The following is a 25,284-nucleotide window of genomic DNA, read 5'->3' as shown; positions in this document are numbered from 1 at the left end:
CCGCCGGCGCTGGCCCCGCCGGCTCAGGTTCGTGTCCGTCGCGGCAGCACCCGGCCGGCGGCATCGCTGAGGGAGCGGGGCAGCCGCTGCGGGTCGATGGGCCGCAGGGTGCGCAGATCGACGCTGGTGTCCACCAGTCGGGGCGGGCTGCCGACCAGATCCAGCACCGTGAGGGTCTGGAAGGGGTTGGCGGTCTGGCCCAGCAGCCGGCGGGGGCCGCTGCCCATGGCCCCGAGGTGGAACAGATCCAGCCGCCCCAGCCGGGCGGGGAAATAGGCGTGCTGATGGCCGCTCACGTAGGCCTCCACCCCGTGCCGCTCCAGCAGCTGCTGCAGGGCCGCCGGCTGGGCCAGCACCTCCCCGGGCCGGTCGCGGCCCTGGCTCACGGCCCGCAGCGGCAGGTGCCCCACCACCAGGCGCCGGCCGGCGGAGCGGGCGGCGGGACCCGCCAGAACCCGCTCCGCCCAGCGCAGCTGCTCCGCCGGCACCTGGGCGGTGGAGGCGTCCCACACCAGCACGAAGGCCTCCTTCTGGCGGATGGCGTAGTGGAAGGGGAAATCGCCCGTGTCCACGAACGTCAGTCCCAGGGCGTCGCGGCGCGCCCGCCAGAAGCGGGACGCTTCGGCTCGATCGTCCTCGAACAGGAAGCGGCCGCCGGAGCGGGCGCCGGAGGCGTCGTGGTTGCCCATGGCCGGGGCGAACGGCAGGCCGGCGCGGCGCAGCGGGCCCAGAACGCTGCGATCGAAGCCCGCCCACATGGCGGCCAGCCGCTCCCGCCCCAGCCCCGCCTTCTGGCCCGCCACCATGTCCCCGGCGCAGATCACCAGATCCGGGCGCAGCGAGGGGATCAGGGCCACGCCCCGGTGCACCTCGGCGATGTAGGTGGTGGAGCCGTAGGCGGCGTTGAGGTCGCTGATCAGCACCAGGCGGGTGCCGCCGCGGGGCGGGGCCACCAGGCCGCCGGCCGGGGCCAGGCCCTCGGCGAGGGCCCGGGCTGGCCGGCTCGCCTGCCAGAGGCCCGCCCCCACGGCCAGGCCGGAGAGCGTGAGCAGCTGGCGACGACCCAGGGTCGGCGGCATGGGGGCAACGGGGCGATCCGATGCTCAGGATGGACCCTCAGCGGGCCAGGCGCCGGCAGCCGTCGCCAGGGTCCCCGAGGGCGCCCGCCGGGCCCGCGCCAGCAGACCGTGGGCGGCCGGCACGTAGTAGAGGGCCAGGGCCGTGGCCCCCACCAGGCCGCCGGACACGGCGATCGCCAGCGGCGGCCAGAAACCGGAGGGATCGAGCATCAGGGGCAGGAAGCCGACCACGGTGGTGATCGTGGTGGCGAGCACATGGCGGGTGGCGTGCTCCACCACCGCGGCGGTGGCGGCCGGATCGCCGCTGCGGGCCAGCGGATCGGAGCGGATGGCGGTGAGCACCACGATCGAGTCGTTCACCGCCAGCCCGATCAGCCCGAGGGTGCCGAGGATGGCGGTGAAGCCGAAGGGCGATCCGCTCAGCCTCAGGGCCAGGGCCGCCAGCCCCACCGACAGCAGCGCCACCGAGGCGATCAGGGCGGCCATCCGGAAGGAGCGGAAGGAGAGCACCAGGGTGGCGGTCATCAGGATCGCCAGCACCCCCACCGTGGAGAGCAGGTTTCCGACCGCCTCGCCGCGGGCATCGGCCTCGCCGCCGTAGGCCAGGCTCACCCCGGCCGGCAGCTGCCAGCCCTCCCGCTCCAGCTGGCGGCGCAGGTCCTGCAGCACCGATTCCGGCAGCGCCCCCGCCGCCAGGAAGGCCTGCACGGTGTTGACGCGCTGGCCGTCGCGCCGCTCGATCGCGGCCAGCTCCGGCTCGAGCCGAAGCCCGGCCAGGGCCCCCAGGGGGATCGGTGCCGCGCTGCCGGGTGCCACCAGATCCAGGGAGGCCACCTGCGCCAGATCGCTGCGCTGGGGCTCGGCCACCCGCACCCGCACCGGCACGGTGGTGACCCCCTCCAGGATCGAGCCGCCGACGCTGCCCTCCAGGCCCCCCTGGAGCTGGCGGGCGATGGCGCGGTTGTCGAGGCCGCTGCGCCGGGCCTGCTCCTCGTCCACCACCAGGGCCAGACGGGGCACGGCCTCGCTCAGGCTGGCGGCGGTGTGGGTCACGGGCTCCAGCTGGGCCAGGTGGCGGCGCAGCTCGTCGCCGGTGCGGCGCAGCTGCTCCAGGTCGGCCCCCTCCAGCCGCAGCTCGATCGGCGCCTCGAAGGGGGGCCCCTGCTCCAGTTGCTTCACCAGGATCCGGGCTTCGGGGAACTCCCCATCCAGCGCCTGCTGGAGGGAGCGGATCGTCGTCCGCACCCCGTCGGCCCCCCGCAGCTGCACCAGACCCTGGGCGTAGTGGGAGGCGTTCTCCTCGGAGGCGATCACGTTGTAGAAGAAGGCCGGCGCGCTCTCGCCCAGAAACCAGTGCACGTCATCGACGTGGGGGTCCTGACGGATCCGCTGCCGCACGGCCATCGCCAGGGCCTCGGTGCGCCCCAGGCCGCTCTGCTGGGGCAGCCGCAGCTCGATCTGGAACTGGTCGCGGTTGGTGGGCGGGAAGAACTGCTGCTCGAGGCTGCCGAAGGCCAGAAACCCCAGCAGCGGCAGCACCAGGCAGAGGGCCACCCCCGGCGCGGGATGGCGCAGGGTCTGGAGCAGGGAGCGGCGGTAGGGCTGGGCCAGAAGCGCCGGGGAGAGGCCCTGCTCCCACCAGCGCACGCCAGGCCCCAGGGGCTGCCAGGGCTGCAGCCGGGCGGTGAGGGCCGGGATCACGGTGAGGGAGAGGAACAGGGAGCTGGCCAGGGCCAGGATCACGGTGAGCCCGATGGTGCCGATGAACTCCCCGGTGGCCCCCGGTGAGGTGGCGATGGGCACGAAGGCCAGCACGGTGGTGAGGGTGGAGGCCAGCAAGGGCACCAGCAGGTACCGCACCGTGTGGCGCACCGCCGCGGAGGGGCTGTCGCCGGTGCGCAGCCGCTGCTGCACCTCATCCACCACCACGATGGCGTTGTCGATCAGCAGCCCCAGGGCGATCACCAGGCCGGTGGCCGACATCTGGTGCAGGGGCACCGCCAGCACCCGCATCCAGCCGAACACCATCAGGGCCGACAGGGGCAGGGCCGCCCCCACCACCAGGGCCGCCCGGCCGCCGAGCATCAGCACCGACACGGCCACCACCAGCAGCGAGCCGGTGACCAGGTTGCCGATCACGCCATCAAGCCGCTCCTGGACGTAGCGGCTCTGGTCGAGCACGGTGTGCAGCCCCAGGCCCTCGGGCAGGGTGGCGCGCACCGCCTCGAGCTGGGCACGGGCCTGGCGGGCCCAGAGGTCCACCCGGGAGCCGGAGGACACCGTGGCCGACACCACCACGGCGGGACGGCCCCCCACCAGGGCCAGGCGGGAGGCGGGCTGGCGCACCCCGCGGCTGACGGCGGCCACCTGCCCCAGGCGGGCGCCGGCGCCGTCGTTGCCGCTGCGCAGCGGGACGGCGCGGATGCGCTCCAGGGAGTCGAGGGCGCCGTCCACCTCCAGCAGCAGCTCGCTGCGGGCGCCCCGCACCTGGCCGGCGGCCTCCTTGGCGTCGCTGGCGGCGATCCGTTCGGAGAGGCCCGCCGGGGTGAGGCCGAGCCGGGCCAGCTCCCGGGCGCCGATCTCCACCCGGATCTCCTCCTCGGGTTCGCCGCTGAGCTCCACCCGGTCGGTGCCGGGGAGGGATCGCAGCCGGCTGGCCAGGTCGTCGGCCAGCCGGGTCAGCAGGCCCAGGTTGGCGGGGGTGTCGAGCTCCCAGGTGAGACCGACGATCAGGGCGCTGGCGCCGATGTTGCCGTCGCGGAACTCCGGATCCGTGGCCTCCGGCGGCAGGTCGGGGGTGGCGTCATCGATCTTGCTGCGCACCTTGCCCCACACCGGCGCCACCTGGCGGATCGACTCCTTCAGGCTCACGGCGATCACCGAGGTGCCGGTGGAGGAGGTGGAGTCGAGGTGGTCCACCTCCTCCAGCTCCAGCAGGGCCTCCTCGAGGGGTTCGGTGACGAGGGATTCGACCCGCTCCGGCGTGGCCCCCGGCAGGGCGGTGACCACCAGGGCGTTGCGCTGGGTGATCAGGGGATCCTCCAGCCGCGGCAGGGTGAGCAGGGCCGACAGCCCCCAGACCACCACCAGCAGCAGGGTGAGCAGCTGCAGCTGGCGGTTGCGGTGAAAGATGTCGAACATCAGGGTGCCTCCTGCACCCGCACCCCCGGCACGACCCGGTGGGTGCCGGCGGCGATCACCCGGTCGCCGGGGCGCAGGGTGCCGCGCACGAGGGAGCGGTCGCCTTCGCTGTGCAGGGGCTCCACCAGGCGCCGGACCACCGGGCGGCCCTGCTCCGGCGCGGGGCCGGCGGGGCCCAGCACGTACACCGACCAGAGCCCCCGCTCGGCGGCCACCAGGGCGGTGGTGGGCAGCCAGAAGCCGGCGCCCGTCTCGCTGCGCCGCAGGCTGAGGCGGGCCGTGGCCCCCACCGGCAGATCCTCGACCGGCAGCCTCAGCACCACCGTGGCGGTGCGGCTGCCGGCATCGAGCTCCGGCAGCAGGGCGCTGACGGTGGCCTGCAGGCGCCGATCGCCGACGCGCACGGGGTGGCGCTGCCCCGGCCGCAGGCCCCGGGCGGCGTCGGGGGGCACCCCCACCCGCACCTCCAGGGGGGCCGCCTCCACCAGGGTGATCAGGGCCTGGCCGCCGCTCACCACCACGCCCTCATCGAGCTGCCGCCGGCTCACCGTGCCGGCGAAGGGGGCCACGAGCACGCTGCGGGCCAGGTCGACATCGATCTGGCGCAGGCGGGCCTCGGCGTCGTCCACCTGGGCTTCGGCCTGGACGAGGCGGCTGCGCAGGGCGGCGCTGCCGTGGATCTGCTGGTCGAGGTCCTCGCGGGAAATGGCGCCCTGGGCATGGAGCCGCCGGCGGCGGTCGCGCTGCAGCTCGGCCAGGATCAGCTGCTGACGCACCTCCTCCACGGCGGCCACCGCGACGTCCCGCTGGGCCATGGACTGCTGGCGCTGGGCCCGCAGCCGCCGGCGGTCGAGGTGGGCCAGGGGTTGGCCGGCCACCACCCGGTCCCCCTCCTCCACCAGCACCCGCTCAAGGGTGCCGGGCAGCTCGAAGCCGAGGCTGCTGCTGCGGCCGGCCACCACCTCCCCGGTGTAATCGCGGCTGGTGAGGTACCGGCTGACGGGCTGGGCGGTCACCACCGCCACCGGCAGGGGGCGGGCGGCGGGGGGGCGGGGACGCCGTGACACCGCCACGACCGTCAGGGCGAGCCCGGCGCTGGCCGCGGCGATCGCGAGGGGCGGCCGCCAGGCGGCGGGCCGGCCCCAGCGGATCCGCCGCAGGGTGCTGGCCAGCGCTGACGGCGTCGCCGGTGGCGTCGCAGTGGCGGAATCCATGGGGGGAGGGCGGCGGCGGGACCCTTCTGCGGCGCAACAGCCGTTGCCTGGCGACAGGCCTGGCCCGGCAACGGGCTTGGCTATGCAACAGATTGGGTATGCGCCAAAGTGTATGCACAACTTGTTGGGCAGGTCAACCGGGCCCGGCGATGGCTGGGTCAGGATCAACTCCCACGCCGACGTGACGTCCCCTCCCTGCCATGGCCCTGGCGCACACGATCCTCACGGTGCTCTGCGAGAAGGACGCCAGCGGCTACGACATCAGCAAGCAGTTCGAGGAGACGATGGCCTGCTACTGGACCGCCAGCCAGCAGCAGATCTACCGGGAGCTGGCCCGGATCGAGGCCAACGGCTGGGTCCGCTGCCAGGTGGTGCCCCAGCAGGGCAAGCCGGACCGCAAGGTGTATGCCATCACCGAGGCGGGCCGCCAGGAACTGCGCCACTGGGCCGCCGAGCCCGCCCAGCCCACCCCCATCCGCGAGGACCTGCTGGTGAAGGTGCTGGGTGGCCCCTACACCGACCCCGCCCAGCTGCTGGCGGAGGTGCGCCGCCGCCGCGCCGTCCACGCCGGCCAGCTCGCCTCCTACGAAGAGAAGGAGGCCCTGGTCCGCAGCCATCCGGCGCTGCCGCTGCAGGAGCAGTACCGCTACCTCACCCTGCGGCGGGGCATCCTGTTCGAGCAGGAGTGGATCCGCTGGTGCGATGAGGTGATCGCCTTTCTGGAGGGGCAGCCGCCCGCGCCCGCCGGCTGACGGCGGCGAAGCGGCGGACCAGACCGGCGGCGCCCATGCCCCGTCTCAGGGGCTGGCCGGCTCGAGGACCCGGTGGGAAGGAATCTCCTGGAGGGCCATCAGACGGCGCTCCATGGCAGGTCCATTCGCCTTCAGCCAGGCCGCCATGGCGTCCCCGGCCTTGGGCCCATAGCGGCGGTGGCTGACGATCACGGCGGTGCCACGGCCGTCCGCCAGGCGCCAGCGGGCGAACACGGCCTCGCTGAAGGCGCGGGTGGGGAAGAGGGCCACGACCAGGTGCTCGGCCGGGCGGTCGGCGCTGCGGGGAATGGATGCCGTGCGAAGGATCGTGGCCCCGTGGTGCCGGTAGTTGGCGAGGGCCCGGTTGGCCACATCGGCCAGCCCATCGCCATCGCTCACCCCGGGGTAGGTGTTGATGGTGACCATGTCCGTCCAGCGGTTCAGATCCTCCTGGCCCGCCGGGGTGAACTCGTGCTGGTGCTGCGACGACCAGCGCAGCCGGTAGGCCTGACCGGCAAAGGTCAGCGTCAGCGGCGTGGCCGGCGGGCCGGCCGCCGCCGGCGCAGCGATCGCTCCTCTCCGCACACCAGCCAGCAGCGCACCAGCCAGCAGCAGCGGGGCGGCCCAGCGACGCGGGCCATGGGGGCTGGACATGGCGGCTGGGAATCCGGGCAAGGATACGAATCCTCCGGGTCGGCAGGCGCCGGGGCGCGTAGCGTTGCCCCTTGCTGCCTGGGCCGGTGTGGGTCGTCGCTGGTTCGCCCCACGGGGCCGACGGGTTCTGGCTGCCCTCCTGGCGGGATGCCTGGGCGGAGCGGGCCCCGTCCAGGCCCGGAGCGACGACGCCACCCCGCCGACTTCCTCACCCCAGGCGGCCGGCATCCTGCGGATCGTGCGTCAGCGCATGGCCGACGACCACCTGAGGGCGGTGATCGTGCGCGTCACGATCGACGGCAAGGAGGTGGTCACCGAGGCGATGGGCGAGTCGATGACGGGCGTGCCCGCCACCGAGGCCATGCACGTCCGCAACGGCGCGATCGCCATCTCCTACGTGGCGACGCTGCTGCTGCAGCTGGTCGACGAGAACAGGGTGAGCCTCGACGACAAGCTCGCGACGTGGCTGCCGGAGATCCCGAATGCGGAGCGGGTCACCCTCGGCCAGCTCGCCCGGATGACCTCCGGCTACCGCGACTACGTGATCGGCAATGCCGCGTTCGAAAAGACCCTGCTCGAGAACCCGTTCCGGCAGTTCTCCGTGCAGGAGCTGCTCGCCTACGCGAACCTGAACACGCTCTGGTACGAGCCCGGCACGAGCTGGAACTACGCCCACACGAACTACCTCCTGCTGGGCCTGGCGCTGGAGCGGATCACGGGGAAAACGATGCCGGTGCTGATGCAGGAGCGGATCTTCGGGCCCCTGAAGCTCCGCAACACGCGGGACCCCGGCGGCACGCCCGCGATCGCGCCGCCGGTGCTGCACGCCTTCTCGTCGGAGCGGCGCCAGGCCCTCGGCATCCCGGCGGGCACCCGCTTCTACGAGGAGTCGACCTACTGGAATCCGTCGTGGACGCTCACCAATGGGGCCATCCAGTACACCACCATCCACGACATGGCCGCCTCCGCCGAGGCGATCGGCACGGGACGGCTGCTGTCGCCGCAGAGCCACCGGCTGCAGATCGCTCCGACGCTGCGGGGCTTCGGCCGGCCGATCGAGGGCTGTGCGACCTGCGCCACCCTGGGCGATTTCTATACCTACGGGGTCGGGATCGTCCTCTCGGGCCCCTGGCTGCTACAGAACCCGCTGTTCTCCGGGCAGGCCGGGGTGATGGCCTACCTGCCGTCACGCAGGATCGCGATCGCGGTGGCGGTCACCTTCGACGAGGAGGCCTTCGATGCCAGCGGGGGCTACTGCAATGCCGCCGATGGCATCTTCCGTGAGATCGGCGCCCATCTGGCACCGCAGGACGCCCCGCCCGTCAGGGCCCTTGCCAGAGAAAGGTGTTGAAGGAGCGCTCGCCCAGCTGGCTCCGGTACTTCAGGGTGTTCTCGCTGGAGAGACTCACCACGGCGCCGAGCCGGTCGGCCAGCTTGAGGCACGGCTGGAACTGTCTGGCGCTGTAGCACTGCACATCGAGCTGGTTGCAGCCCGCCGCGGGCACCAGGCTGGCCTGGAACGGCTGGATGCTGCAGAAGATGGGTTTGGGGTACAGCTGGCGCAGCAGGTAGAAGTCCTCCAGGGAGTAGTGGGCGAAGAAGTGGTCGTCCACCTGGATCCCGTCGCCGTGGCGGGCTTCGGCCACCAGCTCGTCGATCCGCAACCCCCGGTACTGGGGGGACTGCACCCACACCACGGGCATCAGTCCTTGGCGGCGGGCCGCCTGGGCCGCCTCCCGCTGCATCGCCTCCGACACCTTGCGGACGTCGAGGAACACCACCTTGAAGTCGCTGCTCCGGATGTCGGCCATCACCCCGTTCAGGGACTGCCGGGAGGCGTAGTACCAGATCTGGGGCTGGGACAGCCAGGTGCCGTTGGGGGCCGCCTGGGCCGCTGCCGCATCCAGGACCAGGGCGGCGGCCAGGCCCACGGCCGTGGCCGTGGCCAGGGAGCGGCACCCGGCAACCCCCAGTCCCTTCCTGCAGCGCAGACCCATGACACCGCCTGGGGTGTGTTTAGTGTGCCCGGGACTGGCCCGCGCCAGCTCGACCCGCCCGGGCGCCATGCCGTCATCCCTTCCCAGCCAGACCTGCGTGCTCGTGGTGGGGGCGGGCCCCACCGGCCTGCTGCTGGCGGGGGAGCTGCAGCGCCGCGGCGTCCCCAACCTGCTGATCGACGCCCGGGCCGAGGCCCTGCACTGGGACCGGGCCACGGTGATCCACCCGCTCTCGCTGGAGATCTTCGAGGCGCTGGGGCTGGTGGATCGGTTTCTGGAGGCCGGCTGCCGGCAGCGGCGGATCCTCATCCACGCCGATGGACAGCGGCTGGGGGAGCTGGATCTGGCCGACTGCGGCAGCCGCTACGGCTTCAACCTCGGCCTCTCCGAAGAGGTGACCGAAACGATCCTCACTGACCATCTCGAGAGCCAGGGGGGCAGGGTGCACCGCTCCTGCCGTCTGGTGGCCCTGGCGCCCCACGGCGAGGGGATGACCGCCACGGTGGCCTGCGGCGAGCAGGAGCACACCGTGCAGGCCCGCTGGGTGGTGGGCTGCGACGGCCTGCGCAGCACCACCCGGGCGCTGAGCGGCCTCGACTTCGAGGGCCATGGCATCAGCCGCCCCTGGGCCGTGTTCGATGCGGCGGTGGAGGGCTGGGCCGACAGCCACGAGGTCAACGTGGCCTATCTGGACACCTCGCCCCTGATCCTCACGGCCCTGCCCGAGGAGCGCTGGCGGGTGTACCTGCGGCCCGAAGCCGAGGAGGGCGATCTGGTGGCCGAGGCCGCCGCCGTGCTGCAGCGGTACCTGCCCCAGGCCCGCTTCAGCGGCGTGGAGAACCCCAGCCGCTTCCACTGCCACAGCCGGGTGGCCAGCGCCTTCCGCGCCGGGCCGGTGTTCCTGGCCGGCGATGCCGCCCATGTGTGCTCCCCCGCCGAAGGGCACGGCATGAACTGCGGGCTGCACGATGCCGCCAACCTGGCCTGGAAGCTGGCCCTGGTGCACCACGGCGCCGCTGACCCCGCCCTGCTGGACAGCTACGAGCAGGAGCGCCGTCCGGTGGCACAGCAGATCTGCCGCTCCGGCGATGCCACCGAGCGGGCCCACGGGCTGCAGGAGCCCGCGGAGCGCGCCGCCCGCGACCGGGCGATCGCCGCCCTGCTGGCCAATCCGGTGGCCCGCCAGCAGGAGGTGGTGGCGGAAACCGAGATGAACGTCAGCTACGCCGGCTCGGCCATCACCCTCGGCGGCGCCATCGGCAGTGAGGCCCAGCCGTTCGGCGCCGGCCAGCGGCTGCCCACCACGATCGCGGCCCCTCCCCGAGCGGGAGCGGAGCTGCTGCATGCGCTCACCCACCGCTGCGGCCACACGCTGCTGCTGGTGGCCGGCCCCGACGCGTCACAGGGCGCCCTCGCAGCCCTGCAGGCCGAGCTGGAGGCTGAGCGGGCCGCCGGCGCGCTGCCGCCGGCGCTGGTGGAGGCCGTGGAGGCCGTGCGGCTGGAGGAGGCACCCAGCCTGGGGCTGGGCCCCCTCACCCTGCTGGCGGTGCGGCCGGACGGCTTCATCGGCCTGAGGGCCGACACCGATCACCGCAGCGCGGTGCGGCGGTATGGGGGGCTGGTGCTGGGCCGCCGTGAAGGCGACCACCTGAACCCTGCCTAGGATCCAACCAACTGTTTGCGCCTCCGCAGGGCCATGCTCACCCTGCCTCGCCAGCTCAGCGAAGCGCTGCGGCTCACGCCGGCCCAGTACGCCGAACTCTGCGCGGCCAATCCGGAGGCGGTGCTGGAGCTGGCGGCGGACGGGCACTTGATCGAGATGACCCCTGCAGGCGGCGAAACCGGCCGGCGCATCCACCAGCTGGCTGTGCAGCTGGGTCTGTGGGCCCGCACCCAGCCCGGTTGGTGCGTGTTCGACAGCTCCACCGGTTTCCTGCTGCCCGATGGCTCCGTGCTGAGTCCGGATGCCAGTGCCGTGCGGCTGGAACGCTGGCAGGCCCTCTCCAGGGACGAGCGCCAGGGTTTTCCGCCCCTCTGCCCTGAACTGGTGGTGGAGCTGGCCAGCCCATCGGACCGGCTGCCGGATCTGCGCCGCAAGATGGCCGCCTACCAGGCGAATGGGGCCCGGCTGGGCTGGCTGCTGCTGCCCGACATCCGCGGTGTGGAGGTGTGGCACGCCAGTGGCGAACCGCAGCGGCTGGAGGGACTGGCGGTGCTGGAAGGGGAGCCGGAGCTACCGGGCCTGCGGCTGGAGCTGGAGGAGATCTGGGACGGCTGATCTGGGATCAGGCGCTGTGCGGGCTTAGCTCGCCAGGATGGGGACCCCAGCGTCAGGGCCCTGCCCGGGCCGCGCCACACCCGAGAGACCCGTGACGACCGCCGTGCCGACAGCAGCGCCCACCGCCATCCCTACGTCCACCTTCGCGGACTTTGCCCAGCAGGCCGACTACTCGCTGCTGGATTCCCTGCGGGCGGATCCCCAGGCCACCGCCGATGGCCACGACCATCGGCCCCGCCAGGTGTTCTCCGGCCATTACGTGCCGGTGACGCCCACGCCGTTGCCGGCACCGGAGCTTGTGGCCCACAGCCGCACCCTGTTCCAGGAGCTTGGCCTGAGCGACGAGCTTGCCCTCGACGCGTCCTTCCGCCGACTGTTTTCCGGTGACATCACGGCGGCGCAGGAGCCGATGCGCCCGTTCGGCTGGGCCACGGGGTATGCCCTCTCGATCTACGGCAGCGAATACATCCAGCAGTGCCCATTCGGCACCGGCAACGGCTATGGCGATGGCCGGGCCATCTCCGTGTTCGAAGGCGTCTTTGGCGGCCGGCGTTGGGAGATGCAGCTCAAGGGCGGCGGCCCGACGCCCTACTGCCGGGGCGCCGATGGCCGGGCGGTGCTGCGCTCCAGCGTGCGCGAGTTCCTGGCGCAGGAGTTGATGCACGCCCTGGGGGTGCCCACCTCCCGCTCGCTGACGCTCTATGTGTCTGGATCGGAAACCGTGCGCCGGCCCTGGTACTCGCCGAACTCCCGCTCCTTCGATCCCGACATCCTGGTGGACAACCCGGCGGCGATCACCACCCGGGTGGCGCCCTCGTTTCTGCGGGTGGGCCAGCTGGAGCTGTTCGCCCGCCGCGTCCGCAGCGGTGCCCATCCGGAGGCGCGCAACGAGCTGCGGATGATCGTGGGGCATCTGATCGAGCGCAACTACCGCCAGGAGATCGATCCGGCTCTGGACTTTGCTGATCAGGTGGTGGCGCTGGCGGGGTTGTTCCGCGGACGGCTCACGGCTCTGGTGGCGAACTGGATGCGGGTGGGTTACTGCCAGGGCAATTTCAACAGCGACAACTGCGCTGCCGGTGGCTACACCCTCGACTACGGCCCCTTCGGCTTCTGCGAACTGTTCGATCCCCGCTTCCAGCCCTGGACCGGCGGCGGCCAGCACTTCTCCTTCTTCAACCAACCGGTGGCGGCTGAAGCCAACTTTCAGATGTTCTGGGCCTCCCTCCGGCCCCTGCTCGAGGGCAACACAACGGCCCTGGCAAGGCTGGATCAGCTTCGGGAGGGCTTCTCCGAAGCGATGGGCCAGGAGCTCGACGCCATGTGGGCCAGCAAGCTCGGCCTGATCACCTACGACGCTGAGCTGGTGCAGGAGCTGCTGCAGCTGATGGTGGCCTCCAAGGCGGACTACACGATCTTCTTCCGCAGGCTGTCCGACATCCCCGAGCACGTCTCGGCCCTGCAGGAGAGCTTCTATCTGCCCTGCTCAGAGGAGCTCGATGGGCAGTGGACGCTATGGCTGCAACGCTGGCGGGATCAGGTGACGGGCAGTGGCGACCTGAGCGCGACATCGGCAGCGATGAAGCGGGTGAACCCCGCGATCACCTGGCGCGAATGGCTGATCGCCCCGGCCTACGAACAGGCGGCGCAGGGTGATTACGGCCTGGTCAGGGAGCTGCAGGAGGTGTTTCGCCATCCCTACGACGCCCTGCCTGCGGAGCTGGCGGCGACCTACGACCGCCTGAAGCCCAGGGAGTTTTTCAACGCCGGCGGGGTGTCGCACTACAGCTGTTCGTCCTGAAGGGGGTTCAGCGCAGCACCCGCTCGGCCAGCGCCAAATACAGGCCGTCGACGACGGGGTGATGCTGATGGCAGATGGCAGGCCATGCTTTCGCGCACATCGTCCATGGAATTGGCAAAGCCGAGGAAAATGAACGGGAGCGAGACACCGCTGTTGATCAGTTCGGCCAATGGCTAAGGCATGGGAGGATCCTTGCCCAAGGCAGCCAACAGAGAGCTTCTCAGACCTGGGAGGTCATTGTTGATCGAATCCCAGAGAATCAGCTGATCCACGGCTTCGTACACATGGATGATTCTGTTTCGTGTTCCAACGATGCGGCTTAGATCGGGAATGAGCATAAGCACACTCGGATCTGCCTCAAGGGCCCGCTTCAGAGCCTATCCGATGATTTCGAATTTACGTTCCACCGCTGATTGGATCAGCTCATTGTCGAGGTAGTGTTCAAGCGAGCAGTTCTCGATGAAGCGCTCAATTGCTTCGATGGCCTCAAAGGGGTCAAGCAGGCGTTTCAGCGCCTCCCTTCGCATTTCAGAGTTCCAGGATGAGCCGGCGTGACGCGTCCACGTCTTTCCGGAAATAGGGATTGTGGATCATGGATTCCGTCAAGAGATCCACCGGACGGCCGAAGAGGACTTCCAACTCATCGGCGAAGGAACAGAAGCGTCGTGCATAGCCCGGTTCCCGTTGGCCCGTCATCTGCACGATGAAGTCCAGGTCACTGCTGGCGGGGTCAAACAGGCCCTTCGCCGCCGAGCCGAACACTTCCAGCCGATCCACCCCGTAAAGGGCGCACAGGTGCCTGAGCGGCTCTAACCGGTCGATCAGCAAGGGCAGTAGCGGGGCAGCCGTGTCCATCGGGTCAGGTTAATGGAGCTTTCGGGCCCCTCACACCGCCACCGCCAACTCCGGATAGAAGCCCCCCGGAATCGCCCTCTGCAGCCGCCAGCGAATCGCCATCGGCCTCTCGCCCTCGTGGCTCACGTACTCCGAAAAGCCCAGGCACAGAAACGGCAACGTCACCCCGCCGCGTTTGCTCTCCTCCCGCACAAGCAGCAGCACCCGGCTGCCCCGCTCAACGTGGTGGATGTATCTCTGCCCGGTGGCGGAGGCTTCCCGGGTGTTGCTCTGGCTTTCCCAGTGGAACTCCCACGGGGAGATGGCGTAGTCGTTGTAGCGGGTGGTGGGGGAGAACAGGCGCTCCGACTTCTTGAGGGTGATGAAGAAGACGTCGCACTGGGTGGCCCGATCGAACAACACCCCTGACTGGCCGGTGGTCTGCTGGGTATCGCTGATCAGGCCAAAGGCGGCGTAGATCTCGGCGCGGCTGTAGCGGGCGTGGAGGGCCAGGGGCACGGGCTGCTCCCAGTCCAGGGGAGGGGCGAGGTGGTCGGTGCGCTCCAACAGGAGGGCGCACAGGTCGCGCAGCTCAACGAGAAAGGCTGGACAGGCCCAGAGACGGTCGAGTGCGTCTTGCAGAGCAAGGCGATCCGGCGACGTTCCCCAGAGCTGGAGCAGCAGCATGCGCCAGCGCCGCGGGCCCATCCGAGGCCGCTGCCGCCACCCACCCCAGCTCCATCCTGAGCCCCTCCAGCAACCCCCCAGCGAGCAGCGCCCGAGCTGCTGCCGCAACACGATGGCGCTTTCGGTGGGCCGCAGGAACAGCACCGTGGCCTGCTCGTTGAAGCTTCGCGATGATGAAGCCCATGACCACAACGCCGACCCCTCTGGTGACTCGCGAGGCGCTGCTGGCGTTCACGCAGCGGTTGGTGGAGCGCTACGCCCCCGAGAAGGTGATCTTGTTTGGTTCCTTGGCCCGTGGTGAGGGGCGCTGGGATTCCGATGCCGACATCCTGGTCGTGATGCCCTTCGAGGGACGCCACCTGGCCAAGATCCGTGAAATGCGCCGATTCTGCCAGGCACTATTTCCCCTGGATCTCCTGGTCCGGCGGCCCGAGGAGATTGAGGTTCGCTACCGGGGGGGCGATCCGGTCGTGCGCGAGGCGCTTGATCATGGCGAGGTGCTGCATGGTTGAACCCTGGTCCGCCGTTCCGGAGTGGATAGCCAAGGCCGAGGGCGATTGGGAAGCCATGGAGATACTCCTCACCAGAAACACACCCGGCCTGCGTGATGCGGTGGTGTTCCACGCCCAGCAATGTGTGGAGAAACTGCTCAAAGCCCGGTTGATTCAGCTGGGGCAGACGGTCGACAAGATCCATGATCTGGCCGCCCTGTCCCGCCAGCTGGAAGCTGTGGATGGCCAATGGAGCTGGGATGGTGAAGAACTGGCTGACCTCTCATCAGGCGCAGTGCTCGCTCGCTACCCAGGTTTTGAAACCTCATCCGAGGAACAAGCAGAACTGGTGGAGTTCGCCAGCAATCTGAGGCAGGCCCTGAGGATTCTGCTTGGCTCAGAGCAGCAGGAAGAGTGAACAAAACGACTGGCTTGGTTGGCGTTCACACCGCCACCGCCAGCTCCGTATAGAAGCCCCCCGGAATCGCCCTTTGCAGCCGCCAGCGAATCGCCATCGGCCGCTCCCCCTCGTGGCTCACATACTCCGCGAACCCCAGGCAGAGAAACGGCAGCGTCACCCCGCCGCGCTTGCTTTCCTCCCGCACGAACAGCATCACCCGGCTGCCGCGCTCCACATGGTGGATGTAGCGCTGCCCGGTGGCTGAGGTTTCGCGGGTGAGGCTCTGGCTCTCCCAGTGGAACTCCCACGGGGAGATGGCGTAGTCGTTGTAGCGGGTGGTGGGGGAGAACAGGCGCTCGGACTTCTTGAGGGTGATGAAGAAGACGTCGCACTGGGTGGCTTCATCGAAGAAGACTCCCTCGCGGCCGGGGAAGGTGCGGGTGTCGTTGAGCAGGCCAAAGGCGGCGAACACCTCGGCGCGGGAGTAGCGGCCGTGCAGGCCAAGAGGCACCGGCGGCGGCGGCTCATCGGCGCCGATGCCTGGCCAGTCGAGCGACGCCACCAGGTGGTCAGTGCGCTCGTGCAGCAGCTCGAACAGCTCCACCAGTTCGGCGCGGAGGTCGGCGGCGGCCCAGAGCCGCACCAACGCTTCGGCCAGGGGCAGGTGCTGGCGGCCGCTGCCCCACAGCTGGGCCAGGAGCATCCGCCAGCGCCGCTCGGCCCCAGGATCCAAAGCCGCCGGATCGGGCGCCACGGGCCGCTGCAGCTGAGCCACCAGCCAACGCAATCGCTCGGGGTCATCGAGATGCAGCAATCCGCCGGCGATCCCCCGCCCCAGCCGCTCTTCATCCGCCGTGGGCCCCCCGGAGGCCGCCCCAGCCCCCCACCCCAGCTCCCGCTGCAGCAACGCCCACGACCCCGCCACCCGGTAAAACTCCCCCAGCTCCATCCCCAGCCCCTCCAGCAACCCCGCCAGCGAACAGCGCCCAAGGCGGCGGCATTCCGCCAGCAGCTGGGGCCGGCGGCTGGGCAGCGACTCGCGCAAATTTGAAAGCACCCGCTCGCTCGACACCCGATCGAGCTGCAGGCTGCAGCCGGCCGGCAGGAAGGGAAACCCCTCTTTGATCTGCTGTTCCAGCTGGTCGCGCGTGCCGCCGAGCAGGGCGCGGTAGCGCAGATCAAAGCGGAAGCTCCGGTGGGCCTGGCCGATGAAATCCAACACGGTGAGGCAGCTTTTGCCCTGGCAGAGGCGCAGCCCGCGGCCGAGCTGCTGCAGGAACACCAGATGGCTCTCGGTGGGGCGCAGGAACAGCACCGTGTCGATCTCGGGGATGTCGAGGCCTTCGTTGAACAGGTCGACGGCGAACAGGATCTGCAGCTCGCCGGCGCGCAGGCGGCGGATTTGCTCGGCGCGCTCGTCGCGGGGGCTGGAGGCATCCAGGGCCGCGGCGCGCAGGCCGGCGGCCACGAACTTGCGGGCCATCCAATGGGCGTGCTCCACGCTCACGCAGAAGCCCAGCGCGCGCATCGACGCCAGGTGGGTGACCTTGTCTGCCAGTTCGCGCAGGATCAGGCGGAGGCGGGCGTCGTCGGCGGTGTAGAGGTTGGAGAGGGCTTCGCTGGCGTAGCCGTTGCGGCGCCATTCGATCTGGGAGAGATCGGTGCCGTCGTGCAGGCCGAAGTAGTGGAAGGGGCATAGCAGGCCCTGGTCGAGGGCGCTCCACAGGCGCAGTTCGGCGGCCATGCGGCCCTCGAACCAATGGAGGATGTCTTCGCCACCGGTGCGCTCGGGGGTGGCGGTGAGGCCCAGCAGCAGGGACGGCCTCAGGTGGGCCAGCCAGCGCTCGTAGCTGGCGGCGGCGGCGTGGTGGAACTCATCGACGATCACCACGGCGAACGTGTCCGGCGCCAGGGCAGCCGGATCCAGCCCAGCGAGCGACTGCACGGAGGCGAACACATGGCGCCACTGGCTGGGGCGCTGACCATCCACCAGCAGCTCGCCGAAGGAGCCATCGCGCAGCACCTGGCGGAAGGTGGCGAGGCTCTGCTGCAGGATTTCGCGCCGGTGGGCCACGAACAGCAGGCTGGGGTGACCCGGGCCGGCCTGGCGGGCGTAATCGAGGGCGGCGACCACGGTTTTGCCTGTGCCGGTGGTGGCCACCACCAGGTTGCGCCAGCGGCCATGGAGGCTGCGCTCGGCTGCCAGCTTTTCGAGGATCTCCTGCTGGTAGGCGTAGGGGCGGATGTCGAAGAAGCTGAGCGGAGTGGCGTCTGCTGCCGAATCCCCCGCCGACTCCTCGCACACGGCCCGATCAAAGCGGCGCTGATCGATTTCGCTGGCCCGGTAGGGCTCGAACTCGCCCTCCTCCCAGTAGCTCTCAAAGGCGGCCTGGAACTTGGCCAGGATGCCCTCGTTGTCGTGGGCGGAGAGGCGCACGTTCCACTCCAGGCCGTCGTGCAAGGCGGCGGTGGAGAGGTTGGAGGAGCCGATGTAGGCCGTGGAGGCAGGGGCGGCGCCCGAGAGGCCGGGCCGATGGAACAGCCAGGCTTTGGCGTGCAGGCGGGTGCGGCGGGTGTCGTAGCTGACGCGCACCTCGGCGCCGTGGGCCACCAGCCAATCGAGGGCGCGGCGGTCGGTGGCGCCCAGGTAGACGGTGGTGAGCACTCGCAGCTGGCGGCGGGGCTGAGCCTGCAGGAACGCAGACAGCGCAGGCTGGAGCAGGCGAAGACCGCTCCACTTGATGAAGGCGCAGAGCAGGTCGATCCGCTGGGCGGAGGGGATTTCGTGGATCAGCGCCTGCCCCACCGACGGTTCGCCGCTGGCGTTCACCAGCAGGGTGCTGTCGGCCAGGGGGATGAGCGGGCGGATGGTTTCGGCTTGGCCGGGCAGGAGTGCCGTCGATCGGACTTCCGAGAGAAGCCGGGCGGAGGGATGCAGCTGGTCGGCCGGTGTGATGGCGCGTGGTGCCTGGCTCTGGAGCAGGCCAAGCAGTTGGTTCACCAGGGCCAGCTGGTGCTCAGGGGTGGAGCCACCGCTCAGGTGCTCCAGGGCAATGCGGGCCAGACCCGCCAGGTGCCGGGCCAGCAGGCGCGGGGATTCCTGTGGATCCAGACCGTCGGTGGCGACCAGGGTTTCCTGCAGTTGGTGCAGCTGCTGCTCCAGGCCCTCGGTGAGGAGTTGCTGGTAGAGGCCGGGGGGTGGGGCCTGGTCGGGCATGGCAAACCAGACTCCTCAAATGCGGTTGTTGCCGTGGATCGCCAGCCAAGAATGGGCTCGGGCTGTGGCGATGCTATCCGGATACGGATAACGTGACAGCCAGCATTGGCGGTTTAGGCCGGATGCCTGCTCCAGCAAGGGATCAGCACAGTGAAGCCAAGCTCCGATCTGCTTCTTCTGCGGAAGGACAAGGGGCGACAGGAGATTCATGCGGAACCGTCCAATTACTAGCTAGACGGACTAGCATCATCAATCTTAATCGCAATCCTGGTGAATACATTATCTAGTGTAATGTGGCAATACGTATATCGGTAAGCATCAATGAATGCGATTATTTAGGCTAATGCCGCAGGAAACATGCCTATACTCCGAAACTGGAATACTCCGGCCGGGGGAATCCGGCAACTTGAAGTTGGATATGGCATAATTTGCTTTGCCACCGACCAAGCCACTAAAGATCATGGGTCGTCTTCGCCCTGGGCATTTCACTCTCTCCCCTACCGACTCGGATGGTAGCCGTACATTTCAGCCAAAGGTCGTTTCATCTAGCGATGGAGGTGAACTGACTTACTACTTCACTGCCGAGGTGGTGATGAGCGAGGAGGCTTATCGCCGGATGGCACTTGATAAGTTCAAAGGAGTCTACTGGCTAGAAGGAAAAGAGGAATCTCGGCAACGCAACGAGGAGCATTATAAGCAGGACTAGAAATCACTTTCAGGCTGATTGATTGCTGAGGCAATGCGCGCGTAGCTATTCAATGAGCCTCACCAATATGTCTTGCGGCCTTTGCCGGAGCATCACTTGTTCTGCTATTTGCTTGCAAACAAATGTAGGCATGCAGGTATCCAGTAAATTGTTGATGGTTGATTTCTGCAAGTACATGGAGGTTCTCCAGGAATGATTTGCCTGTAGCAAACCGTCCAACATCCAGATTCAGAAGGCCGGTGCATAAGTTGCCTCCGTATTCAGAAATCTACTGCCCGCTTCTGATCTGGAGCGTCAGTAAAGCAAGTGATTTCCTTCGAATCTGGCTTGAAGCAGTTCAAGCCGATTCATAAGCTTTTGGAGCTTCTGCTCCTTCCTTTTTTAACACTGGGTGGCCCATCAAAATGGTTCATCTCATTGCCTAGGAGATAGTCAACAAAGTCTTTGGGTTCGCAAGATTTTGAGCCCATCCACTTATGGAAGTTTCGATGAATACTGCTGCTGATAGCAATCAAGTTTTCTTCGTAGGTTGCCAGGTCTGGGCGTGAACTGGCATCGAACAGATGATGCGCCTCTAGTTCAACTGGATGCTGATCGGAGGCTGACGGTTTTTGGCCGGAGACGGCACAGCCAGCACCATCTTTACGGAGCGCCCTCTGCCGAACTTTATCCTTCGCTGTCTTCACCCTCGCTTCGTGGCTTTCGAGCAGCTTTCGCTGGACCTCAAAGCACTCTTCCGCCACATCGGCAACTGCTTTCACCCAAGCCTTTCGTGCTTTGGTGATTCGGCCTTTGTCCCTCATCGTCTTCGCCAGGCGCACGATGCCGCGCTGGCTCCAATGGCGCTGATCGTTGCCCTCAAAGCTATCAAAATGTACACCGATCTCTAACCCCTCAGCACCTTCTAGGCCAGAGCTCTCTTCCTGTATCCGGGTGATGGTGCCAGCCATCCCTTTCCCATTGGTGCCCAGTACCCTGACGACTGAGCGCTGCTCCAGAAAAACAAGATCACCTCGGATCTGGATGGCGCTCCGATCTTGAGTGACTTGAATAATGCGCCGTTTAACGAGTGTGCGTGTCACCCGTGCACGGTGCTGGGTAAAGGACTCATGAATCTTGGCTAAAATGCTCCCACCTTCCTTCTCCTCCAGATACTTCGCCAGCGCCATCACGCCTTCTTCGTAAAAGCGCCGGCTGCGAGCTTGGCCAGGCTCGTATTCAAAGAATTCTCCTTCTACCAACTCCCATTCATCATCATTGTGGGCATCAAAGAACTGGCAGATTCCGTTGAGCTTCTTGGCGCTGATGCCAAGAATTCTGGCGGTCTCCTGAAAGGAGAAGGCATCACGTGATCGCTTGGATGTCGTCGTCATCGGCTTGGTTAAAGGAAGGCAAGGAGGGAGTCACGCATTTTTTGGAGCCGCTCCATGACGCGCGGATCGCCGCCAACATCGGGATGGTGTTCCTTGGCAAGCCTGCGAAAGGCCTCTTTGATGTCCTCGGCGCTCGCTGTTGATGGATCAAGTGAGAACACATGCCATGGTCTGAAATTTTCTAAGACATCGATGCCGTTAATCGATGTTTTGCCAGTTTTGGCACGCTCGCTATGGGGAACTCCAACCCACTCCCGATAGAGCTTGAGCCAATCGGCCTTTGTTTTGAGATCAAATGTGCGGCCTGCCATCGCGAGGTTGAACTCACTTGACTTGCGTAGCTCCGTGGCATTCTTGCTGCCAAACACCTTGCACACTGCCGATTTGAGCTCTGTCAGCGTGAGAACAGGTTCGGGAAACGGCTTTCCGTTGATAAACTCCGCGAACGCCAATAGGCTTTCAGCATCCAAATCCCCAGCCGAGAGGATCTCATCGATCCTTGCTAAGACCGCTGGCCGATCGAGCTTCTTGCGCGTTGGCGTCTTGGTGGCCACGTCTCAGTAGTGCTGTTTGCCCTTGATAACTCCCCGAACGCCTCCGCGGGGGGATTTGTCATCATCTGTTCGCTGGGGGATCAGATGCCAGTGGGCATGAAACGCCGTCTGCCCCGCCGCTTCGCCTGAATTCAGCCCCCCTCTTGCGTTGAGCAAACCAGCCCAGCCGCTGATCGACGTGTCCTAGGCACTCAGCCGCTCCCGCCGCAGCTTCAGCAGCTCCACCACGGCGTTCCACTCCGGCTGGTGCAGCTCGAGCCCGTCGGCCACATGCCGACGCGGAATCACCAGGCTGTTTCCCTCGCTCACGGGATAGGCGTCGGCGATGCACAGCGCCAGCTCGTTCTCCAGCAGCACCCGGCCGTTGCCCTCCAGCGCGCAGAACACACAGCCCGCTTCGCGGTGGTCGTAGCTGGCCTGCATACCGCGGAAGTCGGTGCAGTCGGTGTCGCGCTTGCCGGCATTGCAGCGGAAGCAGAGCGCCTGCAGGTTGGTGATGGCGTCGGAGCCACCCTGGTTTTTGGGGATGATGTGGTCCACCTCCAAGGCGCGCTGGTGCTCGTGCGCGCCGCAGCACTCGCAGCGGCCCCGGGCGCATCGGTGAACCCGGTATTTCACCGATCCGCTGATCGGGGTGCTCGCGGAAGGCTTCGAGGCGCTGGCGGCACAGATGCTGCAGCGCGTCGCGCTCGGCGTCGCTCCGCCCGTCGCCGCCGATCAGGCTGTAGGCGCCGTTGCCGTAGGCGGTGATGCCGTTGCCGGTGAGCACCCGGCCCACCATCCGCTTCACCCGTTCGGTGTAGTAGTCGATCTGGGTCACGTCTGCGCCCAAGATCCGCCGGGCCACGTCCTGCGCCGGGGCGGGGCTGCTCCTCCCCAGCAGCTCCATGAGCATGAGGGGTTGGTAGATGTGGCTCATGCGCATCTGCTTGGCGATGTACTGCCGCAGGCGCTGGTAGGTGGCGGAGGGGGGTGGGGGCATGGGGGAATCCTGGCGGGTGTGACAGGGGGTGGCACTTGTGGAGGAGAAGCCCCGGCGATCACCCTGGCCCACGGATGCTCCCTCATGCAGACCACGCGATCGTTGACGAAGCCAAGATCTGCGACTACCTGCTCTCAGATACGCATCCAGTCGGTCGCTTCAAGGCCAGGGTATTTCGTTCACTCGGCTACACCGTTGATTCCTGGATACGACTTCATGATGATCTGCTCCATCATGGGCAGACTGGGAAGGTTCACCGGATCGAGATGAGCGCCTATGGGAATAAAGTAGTGATCAGTGCTACGTTGAAAGGCCCCAACGGCGCATCCAGACCATTCAGAACGGTCTGGCTGATCCCCGATCATTCCAGGCAGCCAAGGCTCGTCACCGCATTTCCGGAGTAAGTCATGTTCGTCTTGCACCAGACAGTTGCTCTCACCCACGACATACCTGATGCTGGTCTGCAGTTGGGCGATCTCGGTGCTGTCGTAGCTATTCACGATCCTGCAAGTTATGAGGTTGAGTTTGTCGCCGCATCGGGACGCACCCAATCGCTGTTGACGCTTTCAAGCAGCAGCCTCCGAGCGATTGGTGATCAGGATCTGATCGCTGTGCGTTCATTGGCTACGGCGAATCGCTGAGATTCGACATCGTTCAGCTTCTCGCTTCCTAGGATCTGCCGGGCCACGTCCTGCGCGGGGGCGGGGCTGCGGCGTCCGAGGAGCTCCTTGAGCATCAGGGGTTGGTCGATGGGGCTCATGCGCATGCGCTTGGAGATTTACTGCCGCAGGCGAAGGAAGGCAGCAGAGGGGCTGTTGGCCATGGAGGGATGGTGGCGGCTGCCGGGTGACCGGGCCAGGTTTGGTTTTGGGCGGCCCGTCAGGCCATTGCCCCTGCTTGGATCCCGTCTGGCTTTGCCGCCCTAGTCCCCCACCCAAAGACTGATGACAAAAGGCACACAGGGTCTTAGGGTGTTGCCATGAAGCCCTTTCGCTGGAGCTCGGGCAAGAACGAGGTCCTTCAGCTTCAACGAGGCGTTTCCTTCGAGGCCGTGGTGGTCGCTATCGAATCCGGTGATCTGCTCGACATCGTCGAGCATCCAAACCATGCCCGCTACCCAGGCCAGCGCATTCTTGTCGTCCTGATCTCCGGCTATGCCCATCTGGTGCCTTATGTCGAGGCCGACGATCACCTCTTTCTCAAAACCATCATTCCAAGCCGCAAAGCCACCATCGCCTACCGCCCAGGAGACGCACCATGAACCCCCTTGATCACGAAGAGCAGGAGATCCTGGAAGCCTTCGAAGCGGGCACGCTCCGTTCGGTGGCTACAGCTGCAGAGCGCTCCCGCCTGGAAGCCTCCGCAAAGTCAACGGCCACCAAGGATCAGCGCATCAACATTCGCCTCACCAGTGAGGATCTGGGCGCCTTGCGTGTCCGTGCCCTGCAGGAGGGCATTCCCTACCAGACCCTGATCAGCAGTGTCCTTCACAAGTACGTGTGCGGCAGGCTTCTCGATCGCCCCTGAGCGTGTGGAGCTTCGTGGTTTTGGGCAGCCCGCCAGGCCATCGCCCCTGCTGGGATCCCTTCTGGTGTGGGCGTGCAACGGCTGCAGCCAACCCGGCTCAGGGTGCTGGTGTGCCGCCCCATCGACCTGGAGTGTCGATCCTTTTGTTTATACGCCTGAGCCCCATGGCTGCCACCCCTTCACGCCAGGCCCTGCGCCGCTGGGGCAACAGCCTCGGCATCCGCTTGCCCGCCTCCATTGCCCGTGAGGCTCAGCTTCAGGTGGATCAGGCCGTGGAACTCTCCGTTGTGGAGGGAGGCGTGATGATCCGGCCGGTGCAGCAGCGCTTTTCCCTGGCCGAACGGCTTGAGGCCTACGAGCCCATGGCTGGCGAACCCACTGAGGCCATGGCCTTCCGTCCGGTTGGTGCTGAGGTCATCGAGTGAGTCCCCGCCGTGCCGTCCAAGGCTGGGTGCCCGACCGCGGCGATGTGATCTGGATCGACCACAACCCCTTTGCGGTGCTCTCCACCGCTTCCTTCCACACCACCCTGGGCCTGGTGGTGGGCTGTGCCATAACGTCAGCGCCCTACAACCGTGGCTCCACCCTTGCTGTGGACCTGGGCCCCATCCCCGATCGGCCCGACGCCCACAGGTATGTGCTGTGCGATGAACTCAAATCCTTCCACTGGCGCGCCAGGGGCGCTCGCCCCCATCCGATCGGGCGACTGAACGACTCCCAACTGGAGGAGGTGATGACGATTGTGGGGCAGATCCTTGGGTTGGTGGTGTAGGCCTTCGCCAAGGTGGCCGCACGGCAGCTCCTCGCGCTCGCTATCCGATCACGTTCACGGTGTTGCCGTAGCGCCGCAACTGGCGGTCCGCTGTCAACAGCAGCATGGGTTCCGTCCTGCTCTGGCACACCAACAGCCGATCAAAGGGATCGCGATGGTCGGCATCGGCCTCCAGCTCCGCCACCGCCAGCAGATGGGCGTTGCGAATCGGCAACCAGCGAAAGCCCTGCAGCGGCACCTGGCGCTCCAACTCGGGCAGATCCACTTGCAAGCGGCCGATCGACACCTTGATCGCCATCTCCCAAAGCGAGGCCTGACTGACGAACACCTCTGCCTCCGGGGCCTGCACGCGCTCCACCACAGGCTCCGGCAGTCGCGGATCGTCATTCAGCCACCACAGAACCAAGTAGGTGTCGAGCAGCAGCCGCGTCACTGCAGCGCCTCGAACAGGCCATCCAGTGGCGCATCGAAGTCAGCACCGAGCTGGATCTGGCCGCGCATTGCCCCGGGCGCTGCCACAGGCTGGGCTTGAGCCTGCCAGCTCACCAGCCGTGCAATCGGCACGCCGGCCCGGGCAATCACCACCTCCTCTCCCTGCTCCACCACATGCAGCAGCTGGGAGAGCTGGGTCTTGGCCTGGTGGATGTTCACCGGCTCCATGGGGGAATGCCCTGAACTAAGTCTTAGTTTAGTCCACCCATCGCGGCGGCGACGTCCACGGCGATGCAGAAGAGCCACCAGCCGCTATCCCCTGGAGCGACCCCTCCTGGCGTGGGTCGTTTGGCTCGGCCCGAACGTTCGTCGTCGCGGGCGAGGAGAACCGCG

Annotated in this window: 28 protein-coding genes; 13 read left to right on the top strand and 15 right to left on the bottom strand. The window is 67.5% G+C overall.

The features are described from left to right. Positions 1 to 23: 23 nt before the first annotated feature. The 3 genes from L107_RS15775 to L107_RS15765 are packed head-to-tail and all read right to left on the bottom strand — an operon-like array spanning position 24 to position 5,434. Positions 24 to 1,079: a metallophosphoesterase gene (locus L107_RS15775; protein ID WP_159820385.1), complete on the bottom strand. Its 1,056-nt coding sequence runs from the start codon at positions 1,077 to 1,079 to the stop codon at positions 24 to 26. A gap of 24 nt (positions 1,080 to 1,103) precedes the next feature. After that, positions 1,104 to 4,220 carry an efflux RND transporter permease subunit gene (locus tag L107_RS15770; protein WP_159820383.1) on the bottom strand — a complete coding sequence of 1,039 codons (3,117 nt, stop codon included), beginning with the start codon at positions 4,218 to 4,220 and terminating at the stop codon, positions 1,104 to 1,106. Next, positions 4,220 to 5,434, bottom strand: a complete 1,215-nt coding sequence (locus tag L107_RS15765; protein ID WP_159820381.1) for an efflux RND transporter periplasmic adaptor subunit — start codon at positions 5,432 to 5,434, stop codon at positions 4,220 to 4,222. Before L107_RS15765 ends, L107_RS15770 begins: the two co-directional genes overlap by 1 nt. 200 nt (positions 5,435 to 5,634) lie before the next feature. Here L107_RS15765 and L107_RS15760 point away from each other — a divergent pair, with 200 nt between their 5' ends. Then, complete coding sequence (locus L107_RS15760; protein WP_159820379.1) at positions 5,635 to 6,186, top strand: PadR family transcriptional regulator; 552 nt, start codon at positions 5,635 to 5,637, stop codon at positions 6,184 to 6,186. A gap of 45 nt (positions 6,187 to 6,231) precedes the next feature. Here the strand turns inward: L107_RS15760 and L107_RS15755 are convergent, their stop codons facing one another. Further along, positions 6,232 to 6,840, bottom strand: coding sequence for a hypothetical protein (locus tag L107_RS15755; RefSeq protein ID WP_159820377.1), 609 nt, complete (start codon positions 6,838 to 6,840; stop codon positions 6,232 to 6,234). Positions 6,841 to 6,928: 88 nt separating this feature from the next. On the opposite strand from L107_RS15755, the gene L107_RS15750 reads away from it, so the two are divergent. Beyond that, the gene (locus tag L107_RS15750; RefSeq protein WP_159820542.1) at positions 6,929 to 8,191 is read left to right on the top strand and encodes a serine hydrolase; all 1,263 of its coding nucleotides are present in this window, start codon (positions 6,929 to 6,931) and stop codon (positions 8,189 to 8,191) included. Here L107_RS15750 and L107_RS15745 read toward each other — a convergent pair. Continuing rightward, positions 8,163 to 8,837 (bottom strand): hypothetical protein, encoded by a 675-nt coding sequence (locus L107_RS15745; protein ID WP_236550736.1) that lies wholly within the window; start codon positions 8,835 to 8,837, stop codon positions 8,163 to 8,165. The two genes, L107_RS15750 and L107_RS15745, sit on opposite strands and share 29 nt — an antisense overlap. Before the next feature lie 67 nt (positions 8,838 to 8,904). On the opposite strand from L107_RS15745, the gene L107_RS15740 reads away from it, so the two are divergent. The 3 genes from L107_RS15740 to L107_RS15730 all read left to right on the top strand — a co-directional run bounded on the left by L107_RS15740 (position 8,905) and on the right by L107_RS15730 (position 12,916). After that, a complete protein-coding gene (locus L107_RS15740; RefSeq protein ID WP_159820375.1) occupies positions 8,905 to 10,500 on the top strand; it encodes an FAD-dependent monooxygenase in 1,596 nt (531 codons plus the stop codon). A 33-nt stretch (positions 10,501 to 10,533) separates the two neighbouring features. Next, positions 10,534 to 11,115, top strand: coding sequence for a Uma2 family endonuclease (locus tag L107_RS15735; protein WP_159820373.1), 582 nt, complete (start codon positions 10,534 to 10,536; stop codon positions 11,113 to 11,115). A gap of 127 nt (positions 11,116 to 11,242) precedes the next feature. Further along, a complete protein-coding gene (locus L107_RS15730; RefSeq protein WP_159820540.1) occupies positions 11,243 to 12,916 on the top strand; it encodes a YdiU family protein in 1,674 nt (557 codons plus the stop codon). Positions 12,917 to 13,089: 173 nt separating this feature from the next. Here the strand turns inward: L107_RS15730 and L107_RS17080 are convergent, their stop codons facing one another. From L107_RS17080 to L107_RS15715, 4 genes are read right to left on the bottom strand one after another with little or no spacing between them, the layout of a single operon-like run. Beyond that, positions 13,090 to 13,254 carry a HepT-like ribonuclease domain-containing protein gene (locus tag L107_RS17080; protein WP_159820371.1) on the bottom strand — a complete coding sequence of 55 codons (165 nt, stop codon included), beginning with the start codon at positions 13,252 to 13,254 and terminating at the stop codon, positions 13,090 to 13,092. A gap of 39 nt (positions 13,255 to 13,293) precedes the next feature. After that, positions 13,294 to 13,443 carry a hypothetical protein gene (locus L107_RS16780; protein WP_236550735.1) on the bottom strand — a complete coding sequence of 50 codons (150 nt, stop codon included), beginning with the start codon at positions 13,441 to 13,443 and terminating at the stop codon, positions 13,294 to 13,296. 1 nt (position 13,444) lies between these two features. Next, the gene (locus L107_RS15720; protein WP_159820369.1) at positions 13,445 to 13,771 is read right to left on the bottom strand and encodes a nucleotidyltransferase family protein; all 327 of its coding nucleotides are present in this window, start codon (positions 13,769 to 13,771) and stop codon (positions 13,445 to 13,447) included. Positions 13,772 to 13,801: 30 nt separating this feature from the next. Continuing rightward, positions 13,802 to 14,458, bottom strand: a complete 657-nt coding sequence (locus L107_RS15715) for a DUF3427 domain-containing protein (protein WP_159820367.1) — start codon at positions 14,456 to 14,458, stop codon at positions 13,802 to 13,804. 161 nt (positions 14,459 to 14,619) lie between these two features. On the opposite strand from L107_RS15715, the gene L107_RS15710 reads away from it, so the two are divergent. Both L107_RS15710 and L107_RS15705 read left to right on the top strand, forming a co-directional pair. Further along, complete coding sequence (locus tag L107_RS15710; RefSeq protein ID WP_159820365.1) at positions 14,620 to 14,949, top strand: nucleotidyltransferase domain-containing protein; 330 nt, start codon at positions 14,620 to 14,622, stop codon at positions 14,947 to 14,949. Then, the gene (locus L107_RS15705; RefSeq protein ID WP_159820363.1) at positions 14,942 to 15,346 is read left to right on the top strand and encodes a HEPN domain-containing protein; all 405 of its coding nucleotides are present in this window, start codon (positions 14,942 to 14,944) and stop codon (positions 15,344 to 15,346) included. The genes L107_RS15710 and L107_RS15705 overlap by 8 nt, the downstream gene beginning before the upstream one ends. A 25-nt stretch (positions 15,347 to 15,371) precedes the next feature. Here the strand turns inward: L107_RS15705 and L107_RS15700 are convergent, their stop codons facing one another. From L107_RS15700 to L107_RS16435, 4 genes are all read right to left on the bottom strand, one after another. Beyond that, entirely contained in the window at positions 15,372 to 18,545 is a 3,174-nt protein-coding gene (locus tag L107_RS15700; RefSeq protein ID WP_159820361.1) for a DUF3427 domain-containing protein, read from the bottom strand. Positions 18,546 to 19,598: 1,053 nt separating this feature from the next. Then, positions 19,599 to 20,624, bottom strand: a complete 1,026-nt coding sequence (locus L107_RS15695; RefSeq protein ID WP_159820359.1) for a hypothetical protein — start codon at positions 20,622 to 20,624, stop codon at positions 19,599 to 19,601. 8 nt (positions 20,625 to 20,632) lie between these two features. After that, the gene (locus L107_RS15690) at positions 20,633 to 21,178 is read right to left on the bottom strand and encodes a DnaJ domain-containing protein (protein WP_159820357.1); all 546 of its coding nucleotides are present in this window, start codon (positions 21,176 to 21,178) and stop codon (positions 20,633 to 20,635) included. Between the two features lie 183 nt (positions 21,179 to 21,361). Beyond that, positions 21,362 to 21,718 carry an HNH endonuclease gene (locus L107_RS16435; protein ID WP_236550744.1) on the bottom strand — a complete coding sequence of 119 codons (357 nt, stop codon included), beginning with the start codon at positions 21,716 to 21,718 and terminating at the stop codon, positions 21,362 to 21,364. A gap of 516 nt (positions 21,719 to 22,234) precedes the next feature. Between L107_RS16435 and L107_RS17075 the strand changes: the two genes are divergently transcribed. The 6 genes from L107_RS17075 to L107_RS15655 all read left to right on the top strand — a co-directional run bounded on the left by L107_RS17075 (position 22,235) and on the right by L107_RS15655 (position 24,459). Further along, complete coding sequence (locus L107_RS17075; RefSeq protein ID WP_159820356.1) at positions 22,235 to 22,564, top strand: DUF6883 domain-containing protein; 330 nt, start codon at positions 22,235 to 22,237, stop codon at positions 22,562 to 22,564. Between the two features lie 3 nt (positions 22,565 to 22,567). After that, positions 22,568 to 22,801 (top strand): DUF4926 domain-containing protein, encoded by a 234-nt coding sequence (locus L107_RS15675; RefSeq protein ID WP_159820354.1) that lies wholly within the window; start codon positions 22,568 to 22,570, stop codon positions 22,799 to 22,801. A 338-nt stretch (positions 22,802 to 23,139) separates the two neighbouring features. Next, entirely contained in the window at positions 23,140 to 23,421 is a 282-nt protein-coding gene (locus L107_RS15670; RefSeq protein ID WP_159820352.1) for a toxin, read from the top strand. Continuing rightward, positions 23,418 to 23,687 (top strand): hypothetical protein, encoded by a 270-nt coding sequence (locus L107_RS15665; protein ID WP_159820350.1) that lies wholly within the window; start codon positions 23,418 to 23,420, stop codon positions 23,685 to 23,687. Before L107_RS15670 ends, L107_RS15665 begins: the two co-directional genes overlap by 4 nt. A 164-nt stretch (positions 23,688 to 23,851) precedes the next feature. After that, positions 23,852 to 24,112, top strand: a complete 261-nt coding sequence (locus L107_RS15660) for an AbrB/MazE/SpoVT family DNA-binding domain-containing protein (protein WP_159820348.1) — start codon at positions 23,852 to 23,854, stop codon at positions 24,110 to 24,112. Then, positions 24,109 to 24,459 (top strand): type II toxin-antitoxin system PemK/MazF family toxin, encoded by a 351-nt coding sequence (locus tag L107_RS15655; protein WP_159820346.1) that lies wholly within the window; start codon positions 24,109 to 24,111, stop codon positions 24,457 to 24,459. The genes L107_RS15660 and L107_RS15655 overlap by 4 nt, the downstream gene beginning before the upstream one ends. Positions 24,460 to 24,499: 40 nt before the next feature. Here L107_RS15655 and L107_RS15650 read toward each other — a convergent pair whose 3' ends face one another. Further along, a complete protein-coding gene (locus tag L107_RS15650) occupies positions 24,500 to 24,892 on the bottom strand; it encodes a type II toxin-antitoxin system VapC family toxin (protein WP_159820344.1) in 393 nt (130 codons plus the stop codon). Continuing rightward, complete coding sequence (locus L107_RS15645) at positions 24,889 to 25,110, bottom strand: type II toxin-antitoxin system Phd/YefM family antitoxin (protein ID WP_370515507.1); 222 nt, start codon at positions 25,108 to 25,110, stop codon at positions 24,889 to 24,891. Before L107_RS15645 ends, L107_RS15650 begins: the two co-directional genes overlap by 4 nt. Positions 25,111 to 25,284: the final 174 nt, after the last annotated feature.

The sequence above is a fragment of the Cyanobium sp. Copco_Reservoir_LC18 genome (assembly GCF_009834675.1).
Lineage (GTDB): Bacteria > Cyanobacteriota > Cyanobacteriia > PCC-6307 > Cyanobiaceae > Cyanobium > Cyanobium minutissimum.
Note: the sequence above shows the minus strand (reverse complement) of the source record. Positions and strands in the feature narration are given on the sequence as shown.